The organism is Undibacterium sp. WLX3042 (assembly GCF_049544825.1).
Classification (GTDB): Bacteria; Pseudomonadota; Gammaproteobacteria; order Burkholderiales; family Burkholderiaceae_D; genus Undibacterium.
On sequence record NZ_CP186698.1, the window covers coordinates 2,164,654 to 2,191,643 of the forward strand.

Here is a 26,990-nt window from a genome sequence, read left to right on the forward strand (position 1 = left end):
AATATTTACTGAAATGAGGCAAATAAGGGCTAAAAAAAAGCGCTCCAGTCTGGGCAACAGTCCCCAGGCGAGCGCCTTCAGTTCTGGTTTTGCATTCCGGCATTTTACCGGATTTCAAGGTGGGTAACTGATAATTCACATAAAGCGCACGACTAAATACTATAAAAGAGATAAGAACCCGGGAAGATCCGAACCTGCAGACTGCGGCAATCCCCACTTCTCTTCGTAGTCGATTTTTGCCAGGTATAAACCATCCGGCATAAATGTCGGCGCTGCAATACTTCTGTCTTTACTTATCAGTACATCAGCGATCCATGAAGGCTCACGCTTACCTGTACCGACAAAAATAAGAGAACCGACAATGTTTCTCACCATGTGATGCAAAAAAGCACTTGCCCTCAAAGTAAAAACAATCAATTCTCCTTGCTGCCTAATCCGGATCTCATACATCTGTTTAACCGGGGTCTTTGCCTGACAACCTGAAGCACGAAAAGCAGAAAAATCATGCTCTCCCAGTAAATATTCAGCCGCCTCGCGCATCCTCGCAACATCAAGCGGACGAAACACCCATCCTGCACGCCCGGACCACATAGGAGAACGTATTTTACTATTACTTAATACGTAGTGATAGGTTCTGGCTCTGGCACTGAATCTGGCATGAAAATTATCCAGCGAATTCTCATCCAGCACCAGTTCCTTCGCCCACTGTATTGCTATCGTCTGAGGCAAAAACGCATTGACACCATTGACCCAGGAATAAGGAGCACGGGCAAGCCCGGTATCAAAGTGGACGACTTGTTCGAGGCCATGCACCCCTGCATCAGTTCGTCCGGCGCAAACGGTGTCAACTTTTGTCCCGCAAAATTGATAAAGCGCCGACTCTAAAACGTCCTGTATTGTTTCACCGGACGGTTGCGTCTGCCAGCCATGCCAACCACTTCCGTCGTACTGCACTCCCAACACAAGACGTTTCACAACAAATCACCATTCAAAAAGAAAAACGGGCGCAAGCAAAGCGCTGCGCCCGCAAAAATTTCAAGAGCAGATTATGCCATCTGATCCAACATAGCACTCGCCCGCTCTTTCTGCGATGCGGTACCACCTTTGAGCACTTCATCAAGCAACTCTCTGGCACCTTCTTTATCGCCGATTTCATGATAAGCAACCGCCAAATCGAGCTTGGTGGACATCTCAGCGTTTTCCTCAACAGACTCTTCGACTGCAGCCGAAGGCAAATCAGCGTCAACAGCTTTGTGCGTATCGTCTGACGGCAAATCAAGATCAATTCCCGATAAATCAAATTCAAATGCAGCTGCGTGATCTTGCTCCTGAAGCTTCGCAGAGTCGGCTACGACTTCGGCAACTGACTCGACATGCTCATCAACTACCGGCACTTCAAGCACACCAGGCTCAACCGGAGCAGCTTCTATCGCAGGCACATCAAAGTCAAGCGATGCGAAGTCAAAATCTGCAACCACATCATTCACTGGCTCCTCTTCTGGAACCGGTTTAACTTCAGCATCGACAGGCTTATTATCGCCAAAGTCAAAATCAATACTGCCGAAATCGATATCATGGGTTTGCTCATCAGCCGCGACTGCTGGTGCAGTTGCCTGAACTTCAGAAACTTCCGGAGTCGCTGGAATCTCTGGAACCGCAGACTCGCTCAGCCCCAGGTCAAAATCAAGCGCTGCAGCATTATCTGTTTCCGTATCTGAGACCATTTCCTTCTCAGCTTCCGGCGTCGGTTCCGGTGCATGCGATGCAGTATCAATAATACTGATGGCATCAAGCATATCTCTTGACAAAGAATTTGCCAGCAAAGCATCAGGATCAAGATCTTCTAATGGTTGAGTTGTCGCCCCCAAACCACCCTGCACACCCGCTTCCGGCATCGCTTTACCACCAGCATACAGAGGATTACCAGGTTCCAGCGCAATCCCCATCGAGGCAGCCTGCGCCCATTCCTCACCCTCACCACCTGTCATACCATACAATTCACTGGCCAGACGTTCAAACAACTTTGTGTCTTTTCTTGCCGAATAAATTTCCAGCAATTTAACTCTGACAGCATGACGGTCAGGCTGAGTACGCAACGCCTCTTTCAAAATTTCCTCAGCCTGAGAATCTCGTCCGTAAGCAATATAAACATCGGCCTCAGCGACAGGATCAACTTCATTCGCATCCAGCTGACTGGCAGACGGCGCAAAATTTGAATTAAAGACACTATTATTTGTATCGACGCTCTGACCGCCAGTTGAACCAAACATTGAGTTTGCCTTCATGCTGGAACCAGTCAGAATACTGTCCTCAAACTGCTGTGCCTTTTTCTTTTTATTGTTAAACCACAGACCCGCACCGGCAAGAAGCGCCAGAGCGACAGCTCCGCCCGGAAGCAGGAACTCAGAAATACTTTCAAAGAAACTTGGTTCTGGCGGAGGTGGTGGAGGCGCAACAGGCTTGCGTCTTGGCGGCTTGTTTGATGCTGCCGGAGCACTCGCTGAACTCGCGGCCACAACAGACGCAGATCCAGAAGCAACGTCGGCACGCTCAGGCGTGGCGACGACATTTGAAGCGACTACGGTCTTTCCAGTAGCCGCAACAGCTGCACTTGCCGGCACCGGATTCTGTTCAGCCTTTGCCTTCGCATTTAACTCAAGCTCTTTTGCGGCAAGATCTTTATTTTTTATATCAAGCAATCGCTGCAGATCACCGACATTTTTCTCTAATTCTTTCAGACGGCCGGCAGCCTCTTCGGCAGCTTTGCTTTTTGCCAGTTTATCTTCTTCGGAAACACCTTTCCCATCGCTGGTTTTAGCTGCAGCATTTGCTGACTTTGATAATTTCAGCTTATCAGCGGATTCGCTGGTCGCGGTAGGCGTTTCTTTTACCTTCGCAGTAATGGTACCGCTCGCTGTCTGCTTTGCTGCCTGTCCTTTTTCCGCAGGAGCACGATCTACATGATCAGCAAGTTTATTACGATAGGCATTAAAATCTGCGGCATGCGCCAGAACGACGGAGCGTGCGCCGGCTGCGTTTCCAGCACTCGTCTTTACGGTATCGCTGTCTGGTATTGTCAGAATCTGACCAGCCTTCAGGCGATTCATATTCTGACCAACGAATGCCTGCGGATTCGCCTTGTACAGGCTCACAAGCATCTGATCCAGGGAAACACCCTCTGCACGATGTGCAGACGCGACCTTTGCCAGCGTATCGCCTTTTTTTACAACATACTCACCGGCAGGCTTAGTTTGTGTTTGTGCCTGGGCAGGAACAGCAGACTCTTTTCCCTGAACCGGTGATTTCTGATTTCCGTTAAGGGGCATAGGCGCAGCGGCGCGGGATGCCGTTTCAGGTGTCGCCGTTGCTTGTCGCTTATTTGCTACAACCGTCGGATTTGCCAGCTGAGGAGACTGACTATTTCTTAACTCCGCAGGGTCAAGCAGGAATGTGTACTCACGGAGCAACTTCCCATTCGATGAATTCATTTCCAGCAACATATCGACAAACGGTTCATTCATCGCTTGTGACGACGTCACTTTAATCACGTAACCTGAGCCACGCGGCTCGACTGCAAAACGCAACGATAAAAGCGCCGCATTAAAATCGATGTTTGCCTGACGAAATGCCTCAGGAGATGCCAGCTTAGGCACCAGAGAACCGATTTCTTCTTTGCTGGGCGATGTCAGTTCTATTTCTGCACTGAGTGGCTGCCCCAGAGAAGAAAGCACTGTCAGTCGCCCCAAGCCCGTCGCATTTGCCTGCGACATGAACAGCAAGCTGGAAGTTACCGCAATGCTCAAGACTTTACGTCCCAGGGAAGTCACAGATGTTCTTTTTTGTTTATGCATTTTGTCAGACATATTGGGAATTTGGCGAACAAAGTCCGCTGGGATAGGCTTAATAAATTGCCGAGCTAAGCATCATATCGTTTTACGATAACATCACCATCTTAGCGGTGCAAGCTTAACCCGATTTGCAAGCATGGTAAATACACGAAGAAGAGAATGAGGACACGATTTGCCAATATCGTTGTTGTCATTTGACAATGCAAGTAATTTAACAACGTATTTTGTAATTATTTGTAAGAAAAAAAAGGGAGCAAACGCTCCCCTTTTTTTTGCTTTTTAATACATATCGATGTTAGTCGATCAGAATACGCAGCATGCGGCGCAGAGGCTCAGCAGCGCCCCACAACAGCTGGTCGCCGACCGTAAATGCCCCCACATATTCTGGTCCCATTGCCAGCTTACGGATACGTCCGACAGGAATTGTCATCGTGCCTGTGACTGCAACCGGTGTCAGGTCACGAATACTTGCTTCGCGCGTATTTGGCACAACTTTCACCCATTCATTGTCGGCAGCGATCATTGCCTCGATATCTGCAACAGGAACATCCTTTTTCAACTTGAATGTCAATGCCTGGCTATGGCAACGCATCGCTCCGATACGGATACAGAACCCGTCCACTGGAACTGCTGTCGTACCAAAACCTTCGCCCTGACCAAGAATTTTATTCGTCTCAGCCATGCCCTTCCATTCCTCTTTGGACATACCGTCACCAAGGTCTTTATCTATCCAAGGGATCAGGGAGCCGCCCAATGGCACACCAAAGTTCGCCGTTTCAGTAGCAGACAGTGAACGCTGTTTTGCAATGACCTTACGATCAATTTCCAGAATTGCGCTCTTAGGATCATCCAGCAGGTCTCTGACTTCCGCATTCAGTGTTCCATATTGTGTCAGCAATTCACGCATATGCTGAGCGCCTCCGCCAGATGCTGCCTGATAAGTCTGGGTACTCATCCACTCAACCAGACCGGCTTTATACAAAGCACCAACACCCATCAACATACAACTGACCGTGCAATTACCACCGATCCAATTTTTCTGCCCTTTCGCCAGCGCATCTTTAATCACAGGCAAGTTGACCGGGTCCAGCACGATCACCGCATCGTCGTTCATACGCAGACTCGACGCAGCGTCAATCCAATGACCATTCCAACCGGCAGCACGCAATTTTGGGAAAACTTCATTCGTGTAATCACCACCCTGGCAGGTAATAATAATTTCGCACTTCTTCAATGCGTCAATATCATTTGCGTCTTTCAGCATCTTCTCATTTTTTGCCATCGCAGGCGCGGTACCGCCTGTATTCGATGTTGAAAAGAATACTGGTTCTATATGAGCGAAATCGTTTTCTTCCTGCATACGCTGCATCAGAACCGATCCCACCATCCCACGCCAACCTACCAAACCCACCAGTTTCATCATTTTTCCCTAAAAATTGCAGGACGTCCCTGCCCATCAATAAAAACCTTAACTCGACAACGCATTCACCACCGCGCGCCCCATCTCCGCGGTACCAACTTTGGTTGTACCCGCTTCGTAAATATCCGGCGTGCGCAAGCCCTGAGCCAGCACCTTCTTCACCGCATTTTCGATACGATCCGCCTGCTCCGCTTTATTCAGTGAGTAGCGTAGCATCATCGCTGCAGACAGAATAGTTGCCAGCGGATTTGCCACGCCTTTACCAGCGATATCCGGCGCTGAACCGTGTGAAGGCTCATACAAGCCCTTGTTATTCGCATCGAGTGAAGCCGATGGCAACATGCCAATAGAACCGGTCAGCATCGCTGCTGCGTCAGACAAAATATCGCCGAACATATTACCTGTCACAATCACGTCGAACTTCTTCGGGGCCCTTACCAGCTGCATCGCTGCATTGTCGACATACATATGATCCAGCGCGACATCCGGGTACTCTTTATGCACATCCGTAACAATATCTTTCCAGAACTGGAAAGTTTCGAGTACGTTCGCTTTGTCAACACTGGTCAGGCGCTTGTCACGCTTTTGCGCAGTCTGAAAAGCAACGTGCGCAATACGGCGGATTTCCGTTTCGGCATAACGCATGGTATCGAAACCCTCGCGCTCACCTTTGAACGGGCCATCAGGGCATTCACGCACACCACGCGGCTGACCAAAATAAATATCTCCCGTCAATTCACGGATAATCAGAATATCGAGACCAGAAACCACTTCCGGCTTCAGCGTCGATGCGCCCGCCAGCTCAGGATACAAAATCGCCGGACGCAGATTAGCAAATAATTTCAGGTTTTTACGCAAACCCAGAATCGCTTGTTCAGGACGCAAAGCACGTTCCAGCGTATCGTATTTCCAGTCACCTACGGCGCCGAACAATACCGCATCCGCTTCTTGCGCCAGCTTCAGCGTCGCTTCGGGCAACGGACGACCGGATGCCTCATAACCTGCACCACCAACTGGCGCGGTTTCCATTTCAAATGACTCACCCAGCGCATTGAGCACCTGTACAGCCTGGTCGACGATTTCAGGACCGATACCATCACCTGGCAAAATTGCTATCTTCATTTTCTCTGTTCTTTATTAAATCGTATTAGCCAGCCACGGTTGGGCGGCAATGTGACGCTCCTCAAACGCACGGATTTTGTCTGCCTGACGTAAGGTCAGACCAATATCATCCAAGCCATTCAACAGGCAATATTTACGGAACGCGTCAATTTCAAACGGATAACTGACACTGCCGTTCGATGTTGTGACCATTTGTTTTTCAAGATCTATCACCAGACGGAAACCTGGAAAAGCTTTAACCTCGTTAAATAAATGATCGACTTGCGTCTCACTCAGAACGATAGGCAGCAGCCCATTTTTATAGCAGTTATTGAAGAAAATGTCGGCAAAACTCGGCGCGATAATCGCGCGGAAACCGTATTGCTCCAACGCCCACGGCGCATGCTCCCGCGAAGAGCCACAGCCAAAATTCTTACGGGCCAGCAGGATTGAGGCACCTTGATAGCGCGCCTGATTCAACACGAAATCAGGATTCAGCGGGCGAGCACTATTATCCATGCCCGGCTCGCCGTGATCCAGATAACGCCATTCGTCAAACAGATTCGGACCGAAACCAGTACGTTGTATCGATTTCAGAAACTGCTTAGGAATGATGGCATCGGTATCCACATTCGCCCTGTCCATAGGCGCTACGACGCCATCCAGTAAAGTAAATTTTTCCATATAACGACTTATTTTTTCCCTGCGCCTTCAACAACCTCACCGGCTTTTTTCACATCTTTACCGATGCCCTGCACAGTATTGCAGGCAGACAAAGTCAGTACACAAGCCACACAAGACAAAATAAAGAAGATTTTTTTCATGATAATTCCTTTTGCAAATGTTTATGACAAGCGACGTACGTCAACAAAATGACCTTCAATTCCTGCTGCTGCAGCCATCGCCGGAGACACAAGGTGGGTGCGTCCACCCTGCCCCTGGCGCCCTTCAAAATTACGGTTAGATGTGGAAGCGCAGCGCTCCCCCGGCTCCAGACGATCAGCATTCATCGCCAGGCACATAGAGCAACCTGGCTCACGCCATTCAAAACCGGCATCACGGAAAATTTTATCCAGACCTTCGCGCTCCGCCTGCTCTTTGACCAGACCGGACCCCGGCACAACCAGTGCCAGCTTCACGTTGGAGGCGCGGAATTTGCCACGCACTACGGCAGCGGCGGCACGTAAATCCTCTATCCGTGAATTGGTACACGAACCGATAAAAACTTTGTCGATACGAATGTCAGAAATCGCTGTATTTGGCTTCAATTCCATGTATGCCAGCGCTTTCTCAATCGCATCGCGCTTCACCGCATCTTTTTCCTGATCCGGATCGGGGACGCGGCTATCAATCGCTACCACCATTTCCGGCGACGTTCCCCACGTCACCTGCGGTTTAATTTCTGCCGCATTCAAGGTCACCACCATATCGAACTTGGCGCCCGCATCTGAATGCAGGGTTTTCCAGTATTCCACAGCACGATCCCAGTGCGGGCCAACCGGTGAGAATGGACGGCCTTTGACATAATCAATCGTCGTCTGATCGACGGCCACCATACCGGCACGGGCACCAGCCTCAATCGCCATATTACAGATGGTCATCCGGCCTTCCATCGATAAACTGCGTATCGTCGAGCCAGCGAACTCAATCGCATAACCGGTACCACCAGCCGTTCCTATTTTGCCGATAATCGCCAGAACAACGTCCTTTGCCGTCACACCTGCAGGCAATACACCATCAACCTGCACCAGCATGGCTTTCGATTTCTTCGCAACCAGAGTCTGCGTTGCAAGTACGTGCTCGACTTCAGAAGTGCCGATACCGTGCGCCAGGCAAGCAAACGCACCATGCGTCGAAGTATGGGAGTCACCACAAACGACCGTCATACCAGGCAAGGTGGCACCTTGTTCAGGGCCAATGACGTGGACGATGCCCTGACGCTTATCCGCCATACTGAAATAAGTCAGTCCATATTGTTTCGCATTTTTATCCAGTGTTTCAACTTGCAAACGGGATGTAGGATCATCAATGCCATTAATACGATTCGTGGTCGGAACGTTGTGGTCAGCAACCACCAGATTCGCGGAATTACGCCAGGGCTGACGTCCCGCTATCTTTAAGCCTTCAAACGCTTGTGGACTAGTGACTTCGTGCAGCAAATGACGGTCGATATACAGAATGGCCGTGCCGTCGTCTTCGGAGTGAACTACATGAGATTCCCACAATTTGTCGTAAAGCGTTTTGAGCATAATCTGAAGCCTGAAGAAGTCGTGATGAATTTGAACCGCGAAACCGCATTGGGTCTGTTTTTTGCATTTGATTATGCCACAATTGTGCTATGCAAAACCACGCTGAAAGCCAAAAATGGAATTCTAAATCAGTAGAAAAGTCTGAAATTTAAAAAAATTCCCGAATTTTCATCTGCATAAAAAGGAATTTTCACAGAATAACCAATATTTATTCCGTCATGAATAAAACGGCCAAGGAGTAGAAACGGGAGTAATAACACCCGTGGGAAGCCGAAATATACTCCCCCCAGTATATCCAGAGAACCAGTCTTTACGCGGAGATAAAGGCTAAAACACCGGATACTCCCCTAAATACTAAATTTGCGGTGACTTTAAGGCAGGCTGAGGGAGTGCGTACTTGGTTTACCGTGCAAAAAAGTCCGGGCTGACCACATCACCGCATTGCGCCCGGTGACGCAGCGCATGATCCATCAGCACCAAGGCCAGCATCGCTTCGGCGATCGGCGTTGCACGTATACCGACACAAGGATCATGCCGGCCGAAAGTTTCGACCATCACGGGTTTGCCGTCTTTATCAATCGACTGGCGCGGGGTACGAATTGATGAGGTCGGCTTAATTGCTATCGACACCGTAATATCTTGCCCGGTAGAGATGCCGCCCAGAATTCCGCCTGCATTGTTGCCGACAAAACCTTGCGGTGTGATTTCATCGCCATGGACAGAGCCACGCTGTGCAACCGATTGAAAACCGGCGCCGATTTCCACGCCTTTAACCGCATTGATGCCCATCATGGCAAAAGCAATATCGGCATCGAGTTTGTCGTAAATCGGCTCCCCCAGCCCCACCGGCACGTTGGTCGCTACCACATCGATTTTCGCCCCGATAGAGTCGCCGTCTTTACGCAGGTCATCCATGTAGTTTTCCAGTTGCGCAATCAATGCGGCATCGGCAGTCGGCGCGAAAAAAGGATTTTCCGCTGCATGCGCCCAGGCCTGAAACGGAATCGCAATCTCGCCCAGTTGGCTCATGCCCCCTTTAAATTCCGTACCGAATTTTTGCTTCAGCCACTTTTTTGCAATCGCCGCCGCACCAACCACCGGTGCGGTCAGGCGTGCCGATGAACGGCCACCGCCGCGCGGATCACGAATGCCATATTTGCTCCAGTAGGTGAAATCGGCATGCCCGGGGCGAAAGGTTTCAGTAATATTGCCGTAGTCTTTGCTGCGCTGATCCTGGTTACGGATCAGCAGTGCAATCGGCGTTCCCGTGGTTTTACCCTGATAAACACCGGAAAGGATTTCCACTGTGTCCGGCTCCTGGCGCTGAGTAACGTGGCGGGATGTTCCGGGTTTCCGGCGATCCAGCTCCGGCTGAATATCAGACTCTGATAACTCCATGCCGGGTGGACATCCGTCGATCACACAACCGATCGCAGGACCATGAGATTCACCAAACGTAGTAACAGTAAACAGCGTTCCAAAAGTGTTGCCAGACATAATATTTTGCGAGAGAGGTTAAAAACAGAATTTAAATCATTCTAACAGCTTAATCGGGGCTTGCTGCCGGTGTACGCATCGCGGCCCCGTCTGTTGGACGGCGAAATACAGACATTTGATGTTTTCCGCACTAATATTGCTCTTTTTATTGCGAAACAAAAGGCCCGAGGCTTGGCTTAGGTGTTTTTTAATGTCATAGTTGAAGCAGATGACAAAATCACGCAACCTGAGTACAAAGATATGCAACGCATGGAGCAGCATTTCCGATGATTTCACAGACTCACCCCGCCGAAGATAATCTGATTTTTCTTGATGAGCACGATCAGGAAACATCGCCGGCGGAATCTAAAGCGCGCTCCAGCTGGAGAATCATGATCATCGATGATGATCATGATGTGCATTCAGCAACGACGTTTGCGCTTGGCAGCCTTGAAATACAGCACAGGCCATTGAGTTTTCTCCATGCCTACTCTGCAGCAGAAGCACAAGCCATATTGGAATCCGAATCGGACATCGCCATTATCCTGCTCGATGTGGTGATGGAACAGGAAGATGCAGGCTTACAGCTCGTCAATTACATTCGCAAAACCCTGCGGCTGAGTGATGTCCGCATTATTCTGAGAACAGGGCAACCTGGCTACGCACCTGAAATTGATGCGATCCGGGACTACGACATCAATGATTACAAAACTAAATCAGAACTGACCCGCACCAAGCTTTATACCGCAGTCACCTCGGCGATACGCTCTTACGAGCAGATCTGCGACATCAACGCAAGCCGGCACGGACTCGAGAATGTGATTAATGCGAGCACTGAGTTAATGGCACTGCATGGCCTGCCTCATTTTGCCGAGGGCGTGCTCACACAGATCAATAATTTGCTCGGAATTAATGCGGAAGGCTTCATCTGCGCTCGACAAAATCCGCTCAGTAATGACGAGCAAGTTCATGATCTGCACGTCGTCGCGGCAACAAAAGCGTTTTCCGAGCTGCTGGATCAGCCGATTGCAGCGATCAGGAATACCAACGCACTGGACATCATCAGGCAGTCACTCACGGAAGGACAAAGCATCTACGGCAGTGATGCCACCGTACTCCGTTTCAATAATCCTGCCAGAAAAGACTTCACGCTCTACCTTGAAAAAGGTTTGCGCCTCAATGAAATGAACAAGCGATTGCTTGAAGTCTTTTGTAGTAATGTCTCCGTGGGGCTGGATAACGTCGTGCTGACTTCCCGCCTGCACAATTATGCGTTTTATGATGTATTGACCGGCCTCTCCAATCGATTAAAACTACTACAGACCCTCAATGAAATTATCGCGTCACCGCTCAAGAATCACAGTACGCTGTCGCTGATCGATATTGATCATTTTGCTGAGACCAATGACGCGCTCGGCCATCATTTCGGCGATCTTCTGCTGTATTCTGTAGCGCAGCGCCTGATTAATCATTTCGGTTGCGAATGCAAGCTGGCCAGGGTCGGCAGCGATACCTTTGCCCTGGTGGGAGACCAGAAACTAGTTTGCCCCGAAAATATTCTTGCGCTCTTCACCAAGCCGTTTGATGTTGACAATCAGGAAGTACAACTCTCTGCGACGATAGGCTTAATCAAACTCGATGAATACGACGGCGACGGCTCTGAAGCATTAAAAGACACCAATATCGCACTCAAACGCGCGAAGACACACCAACGGGGCGGTTACGAGTATTTCACGCGCAATATGGGTGTGGAAATCCGCGAGCGTGTGCTGCTGATGCATGCTTTGCGCGCTGCATTTGAGCATCAGCGTTTATTCGTTGTCTATCAACCGCAGGTCGATATCCGTAACGGTAAAATTCTCGGCGCCGAAGCCCTGTTACGCTGGAAAACCGATGATGGTAAATTTGTCCCGCCAGATCAATTCATCCCCATTGCGGAATATTCAGGTCTGATTGTTGATATCGGCGAATGGGTGCTGCGCAGCGCCTGCCATGAATTGGTCTATCTGCGCGGCCTTGGTTACACTGATTTCCAGATGGCGATCAACGTTTCTCAGGTTCAGTTCTCTCATCCACTGTTCCTGCAAACGCTCAACAAAGCTCTCGAAGAAACTCATGCCCCACCACAATTCATCGAACTCGAGATTACCGAATCGATGGCGATGAAAGATCCGGAATTACTGATTAAAACCCTGCGTCAGATTAAACAACTTGGCGTCAGTATCTCGATCGACGATTTCGGTACCGGCTTCTCCTCATTAAGTCATTTGCAAAAACTCGATATCGATAAACTTAAAATCGACCGCGCCTTTGTTAATGACATAAAGGAAAATGCCAGCGAGGGCAGCATTGCAAAAATGATCGTTCAGCTGGGTCAGAATCTTGGACTGGCTGTGATTGCTGAGGGCGTGGAAAATCAGATGCAGGCAGATACCTTACTGTCTTATGGATGCAATCTGGCGCAAGGCTATTTCTACACAAAACCGCTGACACGCAGCGATCTTCACGCATGGCTGGAAAGCAGACCTTCTCCCTGAATTTTCAGACGCAAAGTCCGCATAGATAAATTACGGAAGGCGACACACTGCGCAGTCGTGTCGCCTTTTTTTCATTCTGCCACCCGTTTCTGACAGACTATCGCATAACGGTGGCGTGCGGACCTTATTTTTGTCACAGTCTGTCCATCAACAAAAAAACGCTTCTGCGGTGAAAAAGACGCAGGGCACAACGGTACAGCGCAACAGACAGGGAGATCATCAATGAACCCAACAACAACACAAACGATCAAAGATCTGATTGGAGAATTCAGTAACTGGCTGAGCAAACGCTTCGATCAGACCGCAGCATGGGTGACTAAATTATCCTGGTGGAAATTTTTTTTGTTCGCTCTGATCACAATAATCGCCGGTGCAATGCTGCAGGATATGCTGTTCACGTCGGAAGAAAGTGTGGTTGTCACAAAAAACGTACCGGCAAAGAAAGCAAAAAAGAAAGCACAGGTCGTTGACAACGATACCAGCATCGAGATTGATGACACGGGCATCCGCATCCGTAAGGCCAATTCGAACGGCAAAGGCAAGCAAATCGAAATCGATGAAAATGGTATCCGCACCAAAAGCGATATCGATTTAAGCTCCGGCAACTCCCTGCCCGCACCCGAGGCTCCTACCACCCCGGCTGCTCCAGCGACGCCGGCAGCCCCGGCCGCTCCGGGAATACCGCCGACACCCGGCATAATGGAAAAAACGGGCCCGGCAACAGAGGACATCCATATCAAGCTTCCTCCTGATGTCGCCAAAGAAATCAGTGAAGATATCAACAATGCTGTTGCTGATGCAGCCGATGAGGAGGTGCGCAGCTACAAAAAAACATCGTCGAAGTGGTTTGTTAATTTTGTTCTGCTACTGGTATTCGGGCTGTTCGGTATGAAAATACTGATGGGCGGCAAAGTCAGAGCTGAAGAAAAAGCAGAAGAAGCCGGTCTCGCAGCAGAAAGAGAATCCTTACTGCGACAGGTCAGTGAAGCCAAGATGCAGATGATGCAAGCGCAGGTCGAACCACATTTCCTGTTCAACACACTAGCATCTGTCGAGCACCTGATCGAAACTGATCCGCCTCGTGCCGCCGCGATGCAACGGAGCCTGATCAGCTATCTGCGTGCGGTCTTGCCACAAATGCGGGAGAATGCATCGACGACCAATCTGGGACGTGAAGCTGACATGATCAAAGCCTATCTCGACCTGCTGAAAATGCGGATGGAGGAAAGACTCAATGTTGACTTCGTTATGCCAGAAGGCTTACGCAGTGCATCTTTCCCACCGATGATGTTGCAATCTCTGGTCGAAAATGCGATTAAACACGGTCTCGAATGTAAAGCCGAAGGTGGCACGATTAAATTCAGAGCGGAAGTTGCGCATAATAAGCTGCGCGTCTCCGTCACCGATGATGGCCTGGGATTTGGTGCAATGCCAAGTAATGGGACCGGGCTGGGCCTGCAAAATATTCGTGAACGCCTGAAACTCATTTACAAAGAAAAAGGGCAAATGATCATCACGCCGAATCAACCCAGCGGTGTTTGCGTTACCATAGAAATTCCTTATGAATTAGCCAATTAATAATTATGATGCCAACCGCAATCCTTGCCGATGATGAGAGACTGATGCGAGAGCAGCTTCGGTCACGTCTTGAACAAGTATGGCCAGAACTTCAAATTCTGGATGAAGCAAAAAATGGAGAAGAAGCCATACAACTGGTTGAAAAGCACAAACCGGATCTGATTTTCCTCGACATACGGATGCCGATTAAAACAGGACTTGAGGCAGCACAGGAGATCGGTAACAAAGCTCATATCGTATTCATTACCGCCTATGATCAGTATGCAATTCAGGCGTTTGATCACGGCGCTGTTGATTATGTGCTGAAGCCTGCAGATGTCGAGCGACTCAGTAAAACCGTGGAACGCCTGAAATCCCGCTTAAAGAAACACGATCAGCCAGCAGACATGAGCAATATGCTGTCACAGCTGGCGAAACAGATGGGGATGTCGAAACCTAGCTATCTGCAATGGATACAAGCCTCAATCGGACAGGAACTGCGCCTGATTCCGGTTGAGGAAATACTGTTTTTTCAGTCTGATGAAAAATACACCCGGGTTCAGACTGCGAACTATGAGGCACTGATACGCAAACCTGTAAGAGACCTGTCCGAAGAATTGGACCCGGCTTTATTCTGGCAAATTCACCGCTCAACGCTGGTCAATGCTAAAGCAATTTCGGGCGTTGTACGGGACTTGCGCGGCAGGCATCTGGTACAGGTCAAAGGGTTGACGGAAAAACTGGAAGTCAGCAGAAGCTTCGTCCATTTATTTAAACAGATGTAGTGAGAAATGCCCCAGATCAGTTGTGCTATGAATAAAAAAGCGCCCACATCAATGGGCGCTTTTTTCTCAGTTAATACGTTGTCCGTTATAAAATTTTCGTTCCCGCCCACCATGCAATCGAAGCAACGAACGCAGACGCCGGAATCGTTAATATCCAGGCCCAGACGATGTTACCGGCAACACCCCAGCGCACCGCTGACATTTTTTGCGCAGATCCAACACCGACAATTGCGCCGGTAATCGTATGCGTCGTCGAGACAGGGATACCCAGTGCTGTCGCGATAAACAGGGTGATCGCACCACCTGTCTCGGCACAAAAACCACCAACCGGTTTGAGCTTGGTAATTTTCTGTCCCATCGTTTTCACAATACGCCAGCCACCAAACAAAGTCCCCAGACCGATCGCGGTATAGCAGGACAAAATTACCCACCAGGGCGGCATCGCATCCTGCGTACTCGAGTAACCGCCGGCAATCAGCAACATCCAGATGATACCCATGGTCTTCTGTGCGTCGTTACCGCCATGACCCAAGCTGTACATAGATGCAGAGACCAGTTGCAGACGACGGAACCATTTATCGACTTTCATCGGCGTTGAACGGACAAATAACCACGACACCAGCAGCATCATCAGAGAACCAAGAATAAATCCCAGTAACGGAGAAACTATGATAAACGCGATCGTTTTAATCAAGCCGGCAGAGACCAGCGCTGTCGTGCCCGACTTTGCGACTGCAGCTCCCACAAGGCCGCCGATCAGCGCATGCGATGACGAGGATGGAATACCAAAATACCAGGTCACCAGATTCCAGAATACTGCGCCGACCAGTGCTCCGAAAATAACATAATGATCAATTGCCCACGGTTGTATCGTGCCCTTACCTATCGTTGCCGCGACCGTCAGCGGAAACACCGTCACCGCGAGAACATTAAAAAACGCGGCCATTGCCACCGCTTGCTGAGGTTTCAATACCCCGGTAGAAACAACGGTTGCAATCGCATTGGCTGCGTCATGAAAGCCGTTCATAAAATCAAATAGCAGTGCCAGCACAACCAGAGCTGCGACGACATAAATGCTGATTTGTAAAGTCTGCATGAAATTTACTCTACTTTATACAGCTCCCGATTCATCGGGAGCCAGGTTATTCATTTGCGAGAGAGTGACATAGACAGACCCGGCTCAGAGTACTGGCAGGGTCAATATCTGCTGTTAAGCGTTTTCAACGATGATGCCTTCGATAATATTCGCGACATCTTCACAACGATCGGTAACAGTTTCCAGAATTTCGTAAATTGCTTTCAATTTAATCAGATTACGCACGTCCGGCTCGTCGCGGAACAGCTTAGACATTGCAGCGCGCATCACGTGATCAGCATCAGACTCCAGACGATCGATTTCTTCACAGATAGTCAGAATCTCGCGTGAGTTATTCATGTTATGCAACAACGCAACTGCAGCTTTAACCTTCTCAGCACAAGCCAGGCACAACTCAGCAAGACGCTTTGCTTCCGGAGTGATTTCACGGATATCGTAGAGCGAGATCGTCTGCGCAGCATCTTCCTGCAGATCAAGAATGTCATCCATGCGCGTAATCAGTTTATGGATATCGTCGCGGTCAAGCGGCGTGATAAATGTTTTATGCAGCAACTCTATGGTGTTGTGTGTCACTGTATCTGCTTGCTTTTCAACGCTCTCGATTGCATGTACCCTGCTTTCCAGATCATCAAAATTAGTCATCAAAGCAAGCATTTCTTTAGATCCTTTGACACACAGATCTGCATGCTGATTGAATAATTCAAAGAATTTGCCTTCCGTAGGCATCAGGCGTCCAAACATTTTTTTCTCACTGAAATTTGAAACAAATTGGAATATATTTATCAGGATACAAGCGGATTGCACCTGCAAAACTGAAACGACATTTGGTGAATTTCACTCACCGGGTAAAAATGATTCTGTATTACTCACTATCGCCATACACTGACAACGAGCCGACATAATTATCAAACTTAGTATATTCACCGAGGAAAGTCAGCCGGACACTGCCAATCGGACCGTTACGCTGCTTACCGATAATAATTTCGGCAGTGCCTTTATCGGGAGAGTCAGGGTTGTAAACCTGATCCCGGTAAATAAACATAATCACGTCAGCATCCTGCTCAATCGCGCCTGATTCACGCAAGTCTGACATCACAGGACGCTTATTCGGGCGCTGCTCCAGTGAGCGGTTTAACTGAGAAAGAGCGATCACCGGGCAATTCAACTCTTTAGCGAGACCTTTCAGATTTCGTGAAATTTCAGAAATTTCGGTTGCCCGGTTTTCACCTGCGGAATTGGCTGACATCAGTTGCAGGTAATCGACAATGATCAGACCAAGCTTGCCGCACTGGCGGGCCAAGCGACGCGAACGTGCACGTAATTCGATAGAGCTCAGCGCAGGCGTTTCATCGATGTACAGCTGGGCATCATTCATTTTTTGAATGGCATGCGTCAGCCTTGGCCAATCTTCGTCACTCAGTTTACCTACACGCAAACGGCTCTGATCCAGTCGCCCCACAGAACCGAGCATACGCATCGCTAACTGCGCGCCGCCCATCTCCATGGAGAACACCGCGACCGGCAAGCCACTGTCGATTGCGACGTTCTCGCCGATATTGAGTGAGAACGCCGTTTTACCCATGGATGGGCGCCCTGCAACAATAATCAGATCTCCGGGTTGCAAGCCTGAAGTCATCTTATCCAGATCGACGAATCCGGTAGGAACACCGGTAATATCATTCTGGTTATCACGGTTGTACAACTCATCAATACGCTCCACAACCTGTGTCAACAAAGGTTGAATCGCCTGAAAACCTTGGGCACCGCGTGCACCTTCTTCAGCGATCGCAAAGATTTTCGATTCAGCCTCATCCAGCATTTGCTTGACTTCCTTACCCTGAGGATTGAAAGCATTACCAGCAATTTCATCTGAAACAGTAATCAATTTGCGTAACACTCCGCGATCACGTACGATTTCTGCGTAACGGCGGATATTTGCTGCCGACGGCGTGTTTTGCGCCAGCGCATTCAGATAGGTAAGGCCGCCCGCCTCTTCTGCCTTGCCCATACCATTCAGCGCTTCGTAGACAGTAATCACGTCAGCCGGCCTCGAAGAATTAATCAGTTTGACAATGCACTGAAAAATAATTCTGTGATCATAGCGATAGAAATCCTCTTCACCGATAAAGTCTGCAATACGATCCCATGCAGCGTTATCAAGTAAAAGACCACCGAGAACAGACTGCTCTGCCTCAATGGAATGGGGGGGGACGCGGATTGCATCAAGTTGTGGATCAGTAGCGGCTTTCATGGCGCGCATTATACCTGCTAAATAGAATTACAAATAAAGACCGTCAATGACAAAGTACGGTGTGTACAACAAAATAAAAATACAAAATTATTTATATAATTTACGCTCAAAATAAAAAAAGCCGGGGAAACCCCGGCTTTTAAAATTTTTAGCTGACAGCTGATTAAGCGTGCTCGCCAACAACGGAAACGTTCACGTTAACAACAACGTCAGTGTGCAGAGCAACAGAAACAGCATGATCACCTGTTGTTTTCAATGGACCTTGTGGCATACGCACTTGAGCTTTTTCTACAGTGAAACCGGCTTTAGTCAGCGCTTCAGCGATGTCAAAATTAGTCACGGAGCCGAACAAACGACCATCAACACCAGATTTTTGAGAAATCTGGACTGTAGAGCCTTCCAGTTTCTCTCCTTGCGCCTGAGCTGCCGCCAGTTTCGCTGCAGCTGCTTTTTCCAGTTCTGCGCGCTTCGCTTCAAATTCAGCGATTGCAGTTGCAGTCGCACGACGAGCCATGCGCTGTGGAATCAAAAAGTTACGTGCATAACCATCTTTAACACGAACTACATCACCAAGATTGCCGAGATTAACGACTTTATCCATCAGAATAACTTGCATATTTTTCTCCTAATACCTGTCGTCAATTACGCTGTGTGCAGATCAGTGTATGGCAGCAACGCTAAGTAGCGTGCGCGCTTGATCGCTGTATCAACTTGACGTTGGTACAGTGCTTTAGTACCTGTCAGACGTGCTGGCATAATTTTGCCGTTTTCTTGCACGAAATCTTTCAGTGTGTCGATATCTTTGTAATCAACTTTTTCTACATGTGCTGCTGTGAAGCGGCAGAATTTTTTACGCTTGAACAAAGGGTTTTGTTGTTGACGCTTTTGCTTCAATTTGCTTTTATCAAATTTTTTACCGAATGCCATTTTTGGCTCCTAATCTAGTAAATGTGCCTGTATTTCACTGATATGAAATACCAGACTTTTGCTGTTGCGATTTTTGCGTGCTAAAAAACCTGTGAATGCAATCTCAACATCTAAAGGCAACTCATTGAATGTTCCTGAAATGTCACCGGCAGCCTGTGCCGGAATTTCAAATTCAACCAATCGCCCTGTTCCGGCTTCCACCTGCTGAGAACTGTGCATCAGTATCGCAGACGCTATCGGTATCCCAGCCGGCGTGTACCGTATCACTGATTTCTCTAAGATACGTGCCTTCACTGTCAGTTGATTCACTGTTTTTTATACGACCTTTTTCAAATCAAATGAATTAAGCAGCTGGTGCTTCGACGCGTTGCGCTTTAGCTGCGTCTTCTTTTTGAACAGCTTTCATCATTGGAGATGGTGCTGTTTCAGCTTTTTTCATTTTGACTGTCAGGTGACGCAGAACGGCATCATTGAATTTGAATGCTGTTTCCAGCTCAAGCAATGTTTCTGCATCGCACTCAATGTTCATGCAAACATAATGTGCTTTAGCCAGTTTTTGAATCATGTAAGCCAATTGACGGCGGCCCCAGTCTTCAACACGGTGAACCTGACCACCGCGTGCAACAACGCTAGCTTTGTAACGTTCGATCATCGCAGGAACTTGCTCGCTTTGATCGGGATGTACAATAAATACGATTTCATAATGACGCATATATTCTCCTTGTGGACAATAAAAATAGCCTGCCTCGGCGTCAAGACGAGTGCAGGAAGAGGAAAGCCGACGATGATAGCGCACTTTTTCGTTTTATTCAATCAATTCGGCGCATGGGAACTTTGGCGGCGCAAGATTACATATAATCATAAAATTTTCTTGCACTTCGCATCTTACTGTATAAAAATACAGACTGTTCTTATATACAGCGTAATGACTTACGTTTACACAAAATGCTTAAGCTGACAGCCCGACAAGAGCAGATCCTGAATTTAATCAAAGATGCCATTCAAAATACAGGCTTTCCACCAACACGCGCTGAAATAGCCTCAGAACTAGGCTTTCGATCAACGAACGCTGCCGAGGAGCATCTGCAAGCACTTGCGAGAAAAGGCGTCATCGAAATAGCTCCAGGAACATCACGCGGCATACGCCTGCTGGAATCAGAGTTATCGAGCCACATTACAGGTCAGCAAACCGCTTCAATGCAAGCCGCACTGCACCAAATCAGCCTGCCACTGGTTGGTCGCGTCGCCGCCGGATCTCCAATACTCGCCTCCGAACACATCGAAACCAGTTACCAGGTCGATCCTGCACTGTTCTCGGCAAAGCCGGATTTCCTACTGAAAGTCCGCGGCATGTCTATGCGGGATGCGGGGATTCTTGATGGCGATCTTTTGGCGGTAAAGAAGACTGACGTCGCGCGAAACGGACAAGTCGTTGTCGCAAGAATTGGTGATGACGTCACAGTTAAGCGCTACAAAAAAACCGGGAATTCGGTTGAATTAATTCCCGAAAATCCTGACTATTCAACAATCAGAGTCAGTGAAAACGAAGAGAATTTCTCATTGGAAGGGCTGGCTGTCGGACTCATGCGGAACTGGGTCTGAAACACAGCGAGATTTAATAAAAAAAAGCGCCCGGAAATTCGGGCGCTTTTTTATTGAGGAAAATATTAATGTTTCATCACTGCAAGATCAGCCTGAGGCTCAGCTGATCCTGCTGCAACGGGAATCTCCGCATCCACCAGAGGTTCAGGCTGTCGTTCTAAAGCAACTTCTAACACTTTATCTATCCAACGCACGGGGATAATTTCCAGTTTGTTTTTAACATTATCCGGAATCTCAGCAAGATCTTTTGCATTTTCTTCTGGAATTAAAACTGTTTTAATCCCACCGCGATGTGCAGCCAGCAATTTCTCTTTCAGACCACCGATCGGCAGAACCTCACCACGCAACGTAATCTCGCCAGTCATTGCAACATCCGCTCTTACCGGGATTCCGGTAAACACAGAAACCAGCGCTGTTGTCATCGCAATACCAGCCGAAGGACCATCCTTTGGCGTTGCCCCTTCAGGCACGTGAATGTGAATATCACTCTTCTCAAAAACGTCCGCCTTGATGCCCAAACGCTGAGCACGGCTGCGCACCACCGTGCGTGCAGCTTCGATCGACTCCTTCATGACGTCACCAAGCGTACCGGTACGTATGACACCACCTTTACCAGGCATCGACACCGCCTCAATCGTCAGAAGATCGCCACCGACTTCCGTCCATGCCAGACCGACAACCTGACCGATTTGGTTATCTTTTACCGCAACACCGAAATCGTAACGGCGAACCCCCAGGTATTTATCCAGATTTTTAGAGGTAATAGTCGCCTTTTTCTCGCTCTTCTTCAGCAACAGCATTTTGACTACTTTACGGCAAATTTTGGAAATTTCACGCTCCAGAGAACGAACGCCAGCCTCCCTCGTGTAGTAACGAATAATGTCTCTGATTGCACTTTCTGCGACTGCGATTTCCGCCTCTTTCAGCCCATTATTTTTAATCTGCTTTGGCAGCAAATAACGTTGAGCAATACTGGTTTTTTCGTCTTCGGTGTAACCGGAAAGGCGGATCACCTCCATCCTATCCAGCAAAGCCGGAGGAATGTTGTAAGAGTTCGACGTCGCCACAAACATCACATCAGACAGATCGAAATCAACCTCGATGTAATGATCTGAGAAAGTATGATTTTGCTCGGGATCCAGCACCTCCAGCAATGCTGAAGAAGGATCACCGCGGAAATCCGCCCCCATTTTATCGACTTCATCTAACAAAAACAGAGGATTACGAACACCAACCTTGGCGAGACTCTGCAAAATTTTGCCCGGCATCGAGCCGATATAAGTACGCCGATGCCCACGGATTTCAGCCTCATCACGCACGCCACCGAGCGCCATTCGGACAAACTTGCGATTTGTTGCGCGGGCAATCGACTGACCAAGTGAGGTTTTACCAACTCCCGGAGGTCCGACCAGACACAGAATCGGAGCTTTTAACTTATCCACGCGCTGCTGCACAGCAAGATATTCAAGAATACGCTCTTTAACTTTCTCTAAACCGTAATGCTCATCTTCCAGCACTTTCTCAGCATTCGTCAGATCATTATTTACTTTGGATTTTTTCTTCCAAGGCAAACCAACAATAGTATCAATATAATTTCTGACAACTGTGGCCTCAGCTGACATCGGCGACATCATTTTGAGTTTTTTGAGCTCATTGAGTGCCTTATCGCGGGCTTCTTTCGGCATTTTGGCAGCGATGATTTTCTTTTCAAGCTCATCGATATCCGCCCCCTCTTCTCCTTCGCCAAGCTCTTTTTGAATCGCTTTTACTTGCTCGTTCAGATAATACTCGCGCTGAGATTTTTCCATCTGACGCTTGACGCGACCACGGATACGTTTTTCCACTTGCAGGATATCCAGTTCACCCTCGAGCTGACCGAGCAGATGCTCCAGTCGTTTGGCAACGCTGAAGATTTCCAGAATAACTTGCTTTTGCTCCAGCTTCAGCGGCAAGTGTGCCGCAATCGTATCTGCGAGACGGCCTGCATCATCGATGCCAGAGAGTGATGCAAGAATTTCAGGGGGAATCTTTTTATTCAGTTTTACATACTGATCAAATTGCTGGACAATTGCACGTCGCATCGCCTCAACCTCGGAATCATCTTCCTCAACTGCAGCGACCGGAGTCACTTCTGCACTGAAGTGAGATTCAGAATCGTGAATCTGATGTATGCGGGCGCGCTGAGCGCCCTCAACCAATACTTTTACTGTGCCATCAGGCAACTTCAACATTTGCAAAATATTGGCTATACAACCAATTTCATAAATATCGTCAGCCGAAGGCTCGTCCTTCGCAGCGGCTTTTTGAGCAGCAAGCATAATGCTTTTACCCTGCTCCATTGCAGCCTCCAAAGCCTTAATGGACTTTGGGCGCCCCACAAACAGTGGAATAACCATATGGGGAAATACAACCACGTCACGTAATGGCAGCAGCGGCAGTTGAATTTGCTCGGTAATTGAAGTAGTTGTCATGGCGCACCTTTCATAAATACTAGTTGGTAATGTTGGCGCACAAGGCTAAAACACAAGCCCATTATCAGAAAAAACAATAAAAAAGCTACGCAGAGAGCTCCTCCGGGTAGCTTTACGGCTGAAGCCATGTTTTTCCTACTTCATTCTACTTCGATTAAAAAAAATACGGTGAATAACCATAAAAAAAAGGGGATATCTCCCCTTTTTTTGCAAAAACTCAAGCTCCGGACACTTTGGCTTGCTCGTGATAAATAAGCAAAGGCTTAGCACCGTTAGTGATAGTCCCCTCATCAATCACCACTTTTTCAACATTTTGATGGCTAGGCAGATCGTACATAATATCCAACAATGCATGCTCCAGTATCGATCTCAAACCACGCGCACCAGTTTTACGGGCAATCGCTTTTTTTGCAATTGCCTGCAAAGCAGCCGGGCGTATTTCAAGCTCAGTGCCTTCCATTTCCAGCAGTTTTGCATATTGCTTAATCAGCGCATTTTTAGGCTCGACCAGAATCTGAATCAACGCCTCTTCATCGAGTTCATTCAGCGTTGCAATAACAGGCAAACGACCAACCAATTCAGGAATCAAACCGAACTTAATCAAATCTTGCGGCTCCGCATCCTGCATCATCTGACTTGCGCTCTTTTCGGTCTGACTTTTAACGCTGGCTGAAAAACCAATACTGCTACGCTCAGATCTGTCTGAAATAATCTTTGCCAGTCCGTCAAAAGCACCGCCACAAATAAACATGATATTCGTGGTATCGATCTGAATGAAGTCCTGATTTGGATGCTTGCGACCTCCTTGTGGTGGCACCGATGCCATCGTACCTTCGATCAGCTTCAGCAGAGCCTGCTGCACACCTTCACCAGACACATCACGTGTGATCGAGGGATTGTCAGATTTACGGGAAATCTTATCAATCTCGTCGATATAGACGATGCCCTTCTGAGCACGTTCGACTTCATAATTACAGTTCTGCAGCAATTTTTGAATGATATTTTCAACGTCCTCACCGACATAACCAGCCTCGGTTAATGTGGTCGCATCAGCAATTACAAACGGAACGTTCAGCATACGAGCCAGCGTCTGCGCCAGCAAAGTTTTGCCCGAACCTGTTGGACCAACCAGCAGAATATTACTCTTGGCAAGCTCAACGTCATCCTTTTTACCCAGATGTTTCAGGCGCTTATAATGATTGTAGACCGCTACCGCCAGAATACGCTTGGCATTTTGCTGACCAATCACATACTGATCCAGCAAATCGGTAATTTCCTGAGGAGTAGGCAACTCCGTCTTCGCGCTCGCGATATTATCAATTTCAGACGCTTCATCGCGAATAATGTCATTGCACAGGTCTATACATTCATCGCAAATAAAGACCGAAGGCCCTGCAATCAGCTTCTTAACCTCATGTTGACTCTTTCCGCAGAATGAGCAGTAGAGCAGTTTTTCACCGCTGGAGGATTTTTTATCGGGCATGGTACGAATATGAGAAAAACAAGTTAAATATAAATCGGAACGAAGAGCATATTACCTGCAAAAACAGTTTTCGTCATTGCACTCGCCAGATCCGGAAGCATTGCAAAAATTATCTGATTGAACAAACTAAATAAAAAACGCCCGAACCTTTATAGGAACGGGCGTTTATCTAATTCAGGCAAGTTAAGCGCGGTGAGTCAAAACTTTATCAATTAACCCGTATTCGACAGCCGCATCAGCCGACATAAAATTATCTCGATCGGTATCTTTAGCGATCTGTTCTAGGCTGCGGCCAGTGTTTTCCGCCAGAATAGCATTCAGACGCTCACGGAGATACAAAATTTCACGCGCCTGAATCTCAATATCTGATGCCTGCCCCTGGGCACCACCAAGAGGCTGATGAATCATAATGCGGGAATTTGGCAAAGAAAAACGCTTGCCTTTTGCACCAGCTGCTAGCAAAAATGCACCCATCGATGCAGCCATACCGGTACACAGTGTTGAAACATCTGGCTTGATAAACTGCATCGTATCGTAAATCGCCATGCCCGCAGAAACGGAACCGCCCGGGGAGTTAATGTAGAACGAAATATCCTTATCCGGATTTTCGCTCTCCAAAAACAATAACTGAGCAACCACCAGATTAGCCGTCTGATCATTCACCGGACCAACCAGGAAAACCACCCGCTCTTTTAACAGGCGGGAGTAGATGTCGTAGGAGCGCTCACCGCGCCCGCTTTGCTCTACCACCATAGGCACCATGCCCAGCATACTTGTATCCAACGCCGAATTACGGATGATGCCTGTCATGTGATTTTCCTTTTAAAACTTACGCTTGTGCGTTATTGCCCATCAACTCATCGAAAGGCAGAACTTTTTCAGTCACTTTCGATTTACCCAGGACATAGTTAACGACGTTTTCTTCTAATACAAGGGCCTCAACTTCTGCAAGGCGATTACGATCGCTATAGTAGTACTTGACTACCTGTTGCGGATCTTCATAGCTTTGCGCGAAATCTTCAACCTGCGCCTTAATCTGCTCTGCAGTTGCCTGCAGGTTGTTCGCTTTCACCAACTCAGCCAGAATCAGACCCAGACGAACGCGGCGCTCTGCTTGCGCATTGAACATTTCGATCGGGAACTGAACGTCTTTCACGTTCATACCACGCTGCGCCATATCCTGACGCGTCATTTCAGCCAGACGCTCGCTATCCTGAGCAACCAAAGAAGATGGCACATCGAATGTTACAGCCTTCACCAAAGCGTCCATCACGCTTTCTTTTGTTTTAGCTTTAACGCGGCCTTTAACTTCACGCTCGAGATTTTCTTTGATATCAGCACGCATCTTCACCAGATCGCCATCTTCAACGCCGAGCATCTTAGCAAATTCAGCATCAACCTCCGGCAAATGCGCCCATTCCAGTTTCTTCAGCGTAATCGTGAATTCTGCTGTTTTACCGGCAACATCTTTACCGTGGTAATCCTCAGGGAACGCCAATGGGAAAGTTTTAGATTCACCGACTTTCAGACCCACTGTTGCAGCTTCAAACTCAGGCAACATGCGACCTTCGCCCAGTACGAAAGCAAAACCCTCTGCTTTGCCGCCGGCAAACTCCACGCCATCGATCTTACCGACGAAATCAACGGTCACGCGGTCACCATTTTGTGCAGACTGATCTGCGCCGCCATCTCCATGCGCACCTTGCTCACCTTTTACGTGGTAATGCACACGTTGTTTGCGCAGGATATCAATCGTTTTCTCAATCTCTGCATCAGTGACATCAGATTTCACCTGCTCAACTTCAGCTGCGGACAAATCACCGACAACCACTTCCGGATACACTTCAAAAGTCGCAGTGAATGCCAGAGTACCTTCAGCCACACCTTCACCTGTTTTTGGCTCGATGTTAGGGTAACCAGCAACACGTAAGTTGTTTTCGCCAACGGCAGCAGCAAAAGCCTGACCGACTTTATCGTTCAGCACTTCTGTTTCAACCTGGTAGCCGTATTGTGCGGCAACCATCTTCATTGGCACTTTACCTGGGCGGAAGCCAGGTGCTTTTGCTGTGCGTGCACGCACCTTCAAACGCTTTTCAACTTCTGATTGCACATCAGCGATCGGGAAGGAAATTGTAAGGCGGCGTTCCAATTTATCTAAAGTTTCGACTGCAGTTGCCATGAAAATCG

Annotated in this window: 23 protein-coding genes; 4 read left to right on the forward strand and 19 right to left on the reverse strand. The window is 48.3% G+C overall.

The genetic code is table 11. From position 1 onward, the window contains the following. Window positions 1–159 precede the first annotated feature (159 nt). From truA to aroC, 8 genes are all read right to left on the reverse strand, one after another. Window positions 160–975 carry a tRNA pseudouridine(38-40) synthase TruA gene (gene truA, locus ACPAOP_RS09865; RefSeq protein WP_423707836.1) on the reverse strand — a complete coding sequence of 272 codons (816 nt, stop codon included), beginning with the start codon at window positions 973–975 and terminating at the stop codon, window positions 160–162. A 71-nt stretch (window positions 976–1,046) separates the two neighbouring features. Beyond that, window positions 1,047–3,851: a FimV/HubP family polar landmark protein gene (locus ACPAOP_RS09870; RefSeq protein ID WP_423707837.1), complete on the reverse strand. Its 2,805-nt coding sequence runs from the start codon at window positions 3,849–3,851 to the stop codon at window positions 1,047–1,049. 292 nt (window positions 3,852–4,143) lie between these two features. Further along, window positions 4,144–5,271 (reverse strand): aspartate-semialdehyde dehydrogenase, encoded by a 1,128-nt coding sequence (asd, locus tag ACPAOP_RS09875; RefSeq protein WP_423707839.1) that lies wholly within the window; start codon window positions 5,269–5,271, stop codon window positions 4,144–4,146. Between the two features lie 45 nt (window positions 5,272–5,316). After that, on the reverse strand, window positions 5,317–6,390 hold the full coding sequence (gene leuB / locus ACPAOP_RS09880) for a 3-isopropylmalate dehydrogenase (protein ID WP_423707840.1): 1,074 nt from the start codon (window positions 6,388–6,390) through the stop codon (window positions 5,317–5,319). Window positions 6,391–6,405: 15 nt separating this feature from the next. Continuing rightward, on the reverse strand, window positions 6,406–7,053 hold the full coding sequence (gene leuD / locus ACPAOP_RS09885) for a 3-isopropylmalate dehydratase small subunit (RefSeq protein WP_423681916.1): 648 nt from the start codon (window positions 7,051–7,053) through the stop codon (window positions 6,406–6,408). A gap of 8 nt (window positions 7,054–7,061) precedes the next feature. Continuing rightward, complete coding sequence (locus ACPAOP_RS09890; protein WP_186883672.1) at window positions 7,062–7,193, reverse strand: entericidin A/B family lipoprotein; 132 nt, start codon at window positions 7,191–7,193, stop codon at window positions 7,062–7,064. A gap of 21 nt (window positions 7,194–7,214) precedes the next feature. Then, complete coding sequence (gene leuC, locus ACPAOP_RS09895) at window positions 7,215–8,618, reverse strand: 3-isopropylmalate dehydratase large subunit (protein WP_423707841.1); 1,404 nt, start codon at window positions 8,616–8,618, stop codon at window positions 7,215–7,217. 402 nt (window positions 8,619–9,020) lie between these two features. Beyond that, complete coding sequence (gene aroC, locus ACPAOP_RS09900; protein ID WP_423707842.1) at window positions 9,021–10,115, reverse strand: chorismate synthase; 1,095 nt, start codon at window positions 10,113–10,115, stop codon at window positions 9,021–9,023. A 266-nt stretch (window positions 10,116–10,381) separates the two neighbouring features. Between aroC and ACPAOP_RS09905 the strand changes: the two genes are divergently transcribed. From ACPAOP_RS09905 to ACPAOP_RS09915, 3 genes are all read left to right on the forward strand, one after another. Then, window positions 10,382–12,631 carry a bifunctional diguanylate cyclase/phosphodiesterase gene (locus tag ACPAOP_RS09905; protein WP_423681910.1) on the forward strand — a complete coding sequence of 750 codons (2,250 nt, stop codon included), beginning with the start codon at window positions 10,382–10,384 and terminating at the stop codon, window positions 12,629–12,631. A 222-nt stretch (window positions 12,632–12,853) separates the two neighbouring features. Next, window positions 12,854–14,209: a sensor histidine kinase gene (locus ACPAOP_RS09910; RefSeq protein ID WP_423681908.1), complete on the forward strand. Its 1,356-nt coding sequence runs from the start codon at window positions 12,854–12,856 to the stop codon at window positions 14,207–14,209. An 8-nt stretch (window positions 14,210–14,217) separates the two neighbouring features. Further along, window positions 14,218–14,973, forward strand: a complete 756-nt coding sequence (locus tag ACPAOP_RS09915) for a LytR/AlgR family response regulator transcription factor (RefSeq protein ID WP_423681907.1) — start codon at window positions 14,218–14,220, stop codon at window positions 14,971–14,973. Window positions 14,974–15,058: 85 nt separating this feature from the next. Here ACPAOP_RS09915 and ACPAOP_RS09920 read toward each other — a convergent pair whose 3' ends face one another. The 7 genes from ACPAOP_RS09920 to rpsF all read right to left on the reverse strand — a co-directional run bounded on the left by ACPAOP_RS09920 (window position 15,059) and on the right by rpsF (window position 19,959). Beyond that, the gene (locus ACPAOP_RS09920; RefSeq protein ID WP_423681905.1) at window positions 15,059–16,069 is read right to left on the reverse strand and encodes an inorganic phosphate transporter; all 1,011 of its coding nucleotides are present in this window, start codon (window positions 16,067–16,069) and stop codon (window positions 15,059–15,061) included. Between the two features lie 114 nt (window positions 16,070–16,183). Next, window positions 16,184–16,810, reverse strand: coding sequence for a DUF47 domain-containing protein (locus ACPAOP_RS09925; RefSeq protein ID WP_212678577.1), 627 nt, complete (start codon window positions 16,808–16,810; stop codon window positions 16,184–16,186). 121 nt (window positions 16,811–16,931) lie between these two features. Then, on the reverse strand, window positions 16,932–18,320 hold the full coding sequence (locus ACPAOP_RS09930; protein ID WP_423681903.1) for a replicative DNA helicase: 1,389 nt from the start codon (window positions 18,318–18,320) through the stop codon (window positions 16,932–16,934). A gap of 163 nt (window positions 18,321–18,483) precedes the next feature. Continuing rightward, the gene (rplI, locus tag ACPAOP_RS09935; RefSeq protein WP_423681902.1) at window positions 18,484–18,936 is read right to left on the reverse strand and encodes a 50S ribosomal protein L9; all 453 of its coding nucleotides are present in this window, start codon (window positions 18,934–18,936) and stop codon (window positions 18,484–18,486) included. A gap of 26 nt (window positions 18,937–18,962) precedes the next feature. Beyond that, window positions 18,963–19,247: a 30S ribosomal protein S18 gene (gene rpsR / locus ACPAOP_RS09940; RefSeq protein ID WP_110252960.1), complete on the reverse strand. Its 285-nt coding sequence runs from the start codon at window positions 19,245–19,247 to the stop codon at window positions 18,963–18,965. Between the two features lie 9 nt (window positions 19,248–19,256). Then, entirely contained in the window at window positions 19,257–19,556 is a 300-nt protein-coding gene (gene priB / locus ACPAOP_RS09945) for a primosomal replication protein N (RefSeq protein ID WP_423707843.1), read from the reverse strand. Between the two features lie 34 nt (window positions 19,557–19,590). Then, complete coding sequence (gene rpsF, locus ACPAOP_RS09950) at window positions 19,591–19,959, reverse strand: 30S ribosomal protein S6 (protein WP_186883681.1); 369 nt, start codon at window positions 19,957–19,959, stop codon at window positions 19,591–19,593. A 233-nt stretch (window positions 19,960–20,192) separates the two neighbouring features. Here rpsF and lexA point away from each other — a divergent pair, with 233 nt between their 5' ends. Next, complete coding sequence (lexA, locus tag ACPAOP_RS09955; RefSeq protein WP_423707844.1) at window positions 20,193–20,849, forward strand: transcriptional repressor LexA; 657 nt, start codon at window positions 20,193–20,195, stop codon at window positions 20,847–20,849. Window positions 20,850–20,914: 65 nt separating this feature from the next. Here lexA and lon read toward each other — a convergent pair whose 3' ends face one another. The 4 genes from lon to tig all read right to left on the reverse strand — a co-directional run bounded on the left by lon (window position 20,915) and on the right by tig (window position 26,982). After that, entirely contained in the window at window positions 20,915–23,320 is a 2,406-nt protein-coding gene (lon, locus tag ACPAOP_RS09960; protein ID WP_423681898.1) for an endopeptidase La, read from the reverse strand. Between the two features lie 217 nt (window positions 23,321–23,537). After that, on the reverse strand, window positions 23,538–24,803 hold the full coding sequence (gene clpX / locus ACPAOP_RS09965) for an ATP-dependent Clp protease ATP-binding subunit ClpX (protein ID WP_423707845.1): 1,266 nt from the start codon (window positions 24,801–24,803) through the stop codon (window positions 23,538–23,540). A gap of 183 nt (window positions 24,804–24,986) precedes the next feature. Continuing rightward, on the reverse strand, window positions 24,987–25,613 hold the full coding sequence (clpP, locus tag ACPAOP_RS09970) for an ATP-dependent Clp endopeptidase proteolytic subunit ClpP (protein WP_423707846.1): 627 nt from the start codon (window positions 25,611–25,613) through the stop codon (window positions 24,987–24,989). A gap of 19 nt (window positions 25,614–25,632) precedes the next feature. After that, window positions 25,633–26,982, reverse strand: coding sequence for a trigger factor (gene tig, locus ACPAOP_RS09975; RefSeq protein WP_423707847.1), 1,350 nt, complete (start codon window positions 26,980–26,982; stop codon window positions 25,633–25,635). Window positions 26,983–26,990 lie beyond the last annotated feature (8 nt).

Excerpts from the sequence above, each read along its gene's own strand:
- ACPAOP_RS09870 (WP_423707837.1), bottom strand. The coding sequence starts at position 3,851 with ATGCATAAACAAAAAAGAACATCTGTGACTTCCCTGGGACGTAAAGTC.
- asd (WP_423707839.1), bottom strand. The coding sequence starts at position 5,271 with ATGATGAAACTGGTGGGTTTGGTAGGTTGGCGTGGGATGGTGGGATCG.
- leuB (WP_423707840.1), bottom strand. The coding sequence starts at position 6,390 with ATGAAGATAGCAATTTTGCCAGGTGATGGTATCGGTCCTGAAATCGTC.
- leuD (WP_423681916.1), bottom strand. The coding sequence starts at position 7,053 with ATGGAAAAATTTACTTTACTGGATGGCGTCGTAGCGCCTATGGACAGG.
- ACPAOP_RS09890 (WP_186883672.1), bottom strand. The coding sequence starts at position 7,193 with ATGAAAAAAATCTTCTTTATTTTGTCTTGTGTGGCTTGTGTACTGACT.
- leuC (WP_423707841.1), bottom strand. The coding sequence starts at position 8,618 with ATGCTCAAAACGCTTTACGACAAATTGTGGGAATCTCATGTAGTTCAC.
- aroC (WP_423707842.1), bottom strand. The coding sequence starts at position 10,115 with ATGTCTGGCAACACTTTTGGAACGCTGTTTACTGTTACTACGTTTGGT.
- ACPAOP_RS09905 (WP_423681910.1), top strand. The coding sequence starts at position 10,382 with ATGATTTCACAGACTCACCCCGCCGAAGATAATCTGATTTTTCTTGAT.
- ACPAOP_RS09910 (WP_423681908.1), top strand. The coding sequence starts at position 12,854 with ATGAACCCAACAACAACACAAACGATCAAAGATCTGATTGGAGAATTC.
- ACPAOP_RS09915 (WP_423681907.1), top strand. The coding sequence starts at position 14,218 with ATGCCAACCGCAATCCTTGCCGATGATGAGAGACTGATGCGAGAGCAG.
- ACPAOP_RS09920 (WP_423681905.1), bottom strand. The coding sequence starts at position 16,069 with ATGCAGACTTTACAAATCAGCATTTATGTCGTCGCAGCTCTGGTTGTG.
- ACPAOP_RS09925 (WP_212678577.1), bottom strand. The coding sequence starts at position 16,810 with ATGTTTGGACGCCTGATGCCTACGGAAGGCAAATTCTTTGAATTATTC.
- ACPAOP_RS09930 (WP_423681903.1), bottom strand. The coding sequence starts at position 18,320 with ATGAAAGCCGCTACTGATCCACAACTTGATGCAATCCGCGTCCCCCCC.
- rplI (WP_423681902.1), bottom strand. The coding sequence starts at position 18,936 with ATGCAAGTTATTCTGATGGATAAAGTCGTTAATCTCGGCAATCTTGGT.
- rpsR (WP_110252960.1), bottom strand. The coding sequence starts at position 19,247 with ATGGCATTCGGTAAAAAATTTGATAAAAGCAAATTGAAGCAAAAGCGT.
- rpsF (WP_186883681.1), bottom strand. The coding sequence starts at position 19,959 with ATGCGTCATTATGAAATCGTATTTATTGTACATCCCGATCAAAGCGAG.
- lexA (WP_423707844.1), top strand. The coding sequence starts at position 20,193 with ATGCTTAAGCTGACAGCCCGACAAGAGCAGATCCTGAATTTAATCAAA.
- lon (WP_423681898.1), bottom strand. The coding sequence starts at position 23,320 with ATGACAACTACTTCAATTACCGAGCAAATTCAACTGCCGCTGCTGCCA.
- clpX (WP_423707845.1), bottom strand. The coding sequence starts at position 24,803 with ATGCCCGATAAAAAATCCTCCAGCGGTGAAAAACTGCTCTACTGCTCA.
- clpP (WP_423707846.1), bottom strand. The coding sequence starts at position 25,613 with ATGACAGGCATCATCCGTAATTCGGCGTTGGATACAAGTATGCTGGGC.
- tig (WP_423707847.1), bottom strand. The coding sequence starts at position 26,982 with ATGGCAACTGCAGTCGAAACTTTAGATAAATTGGAACGCCGCCTTACA.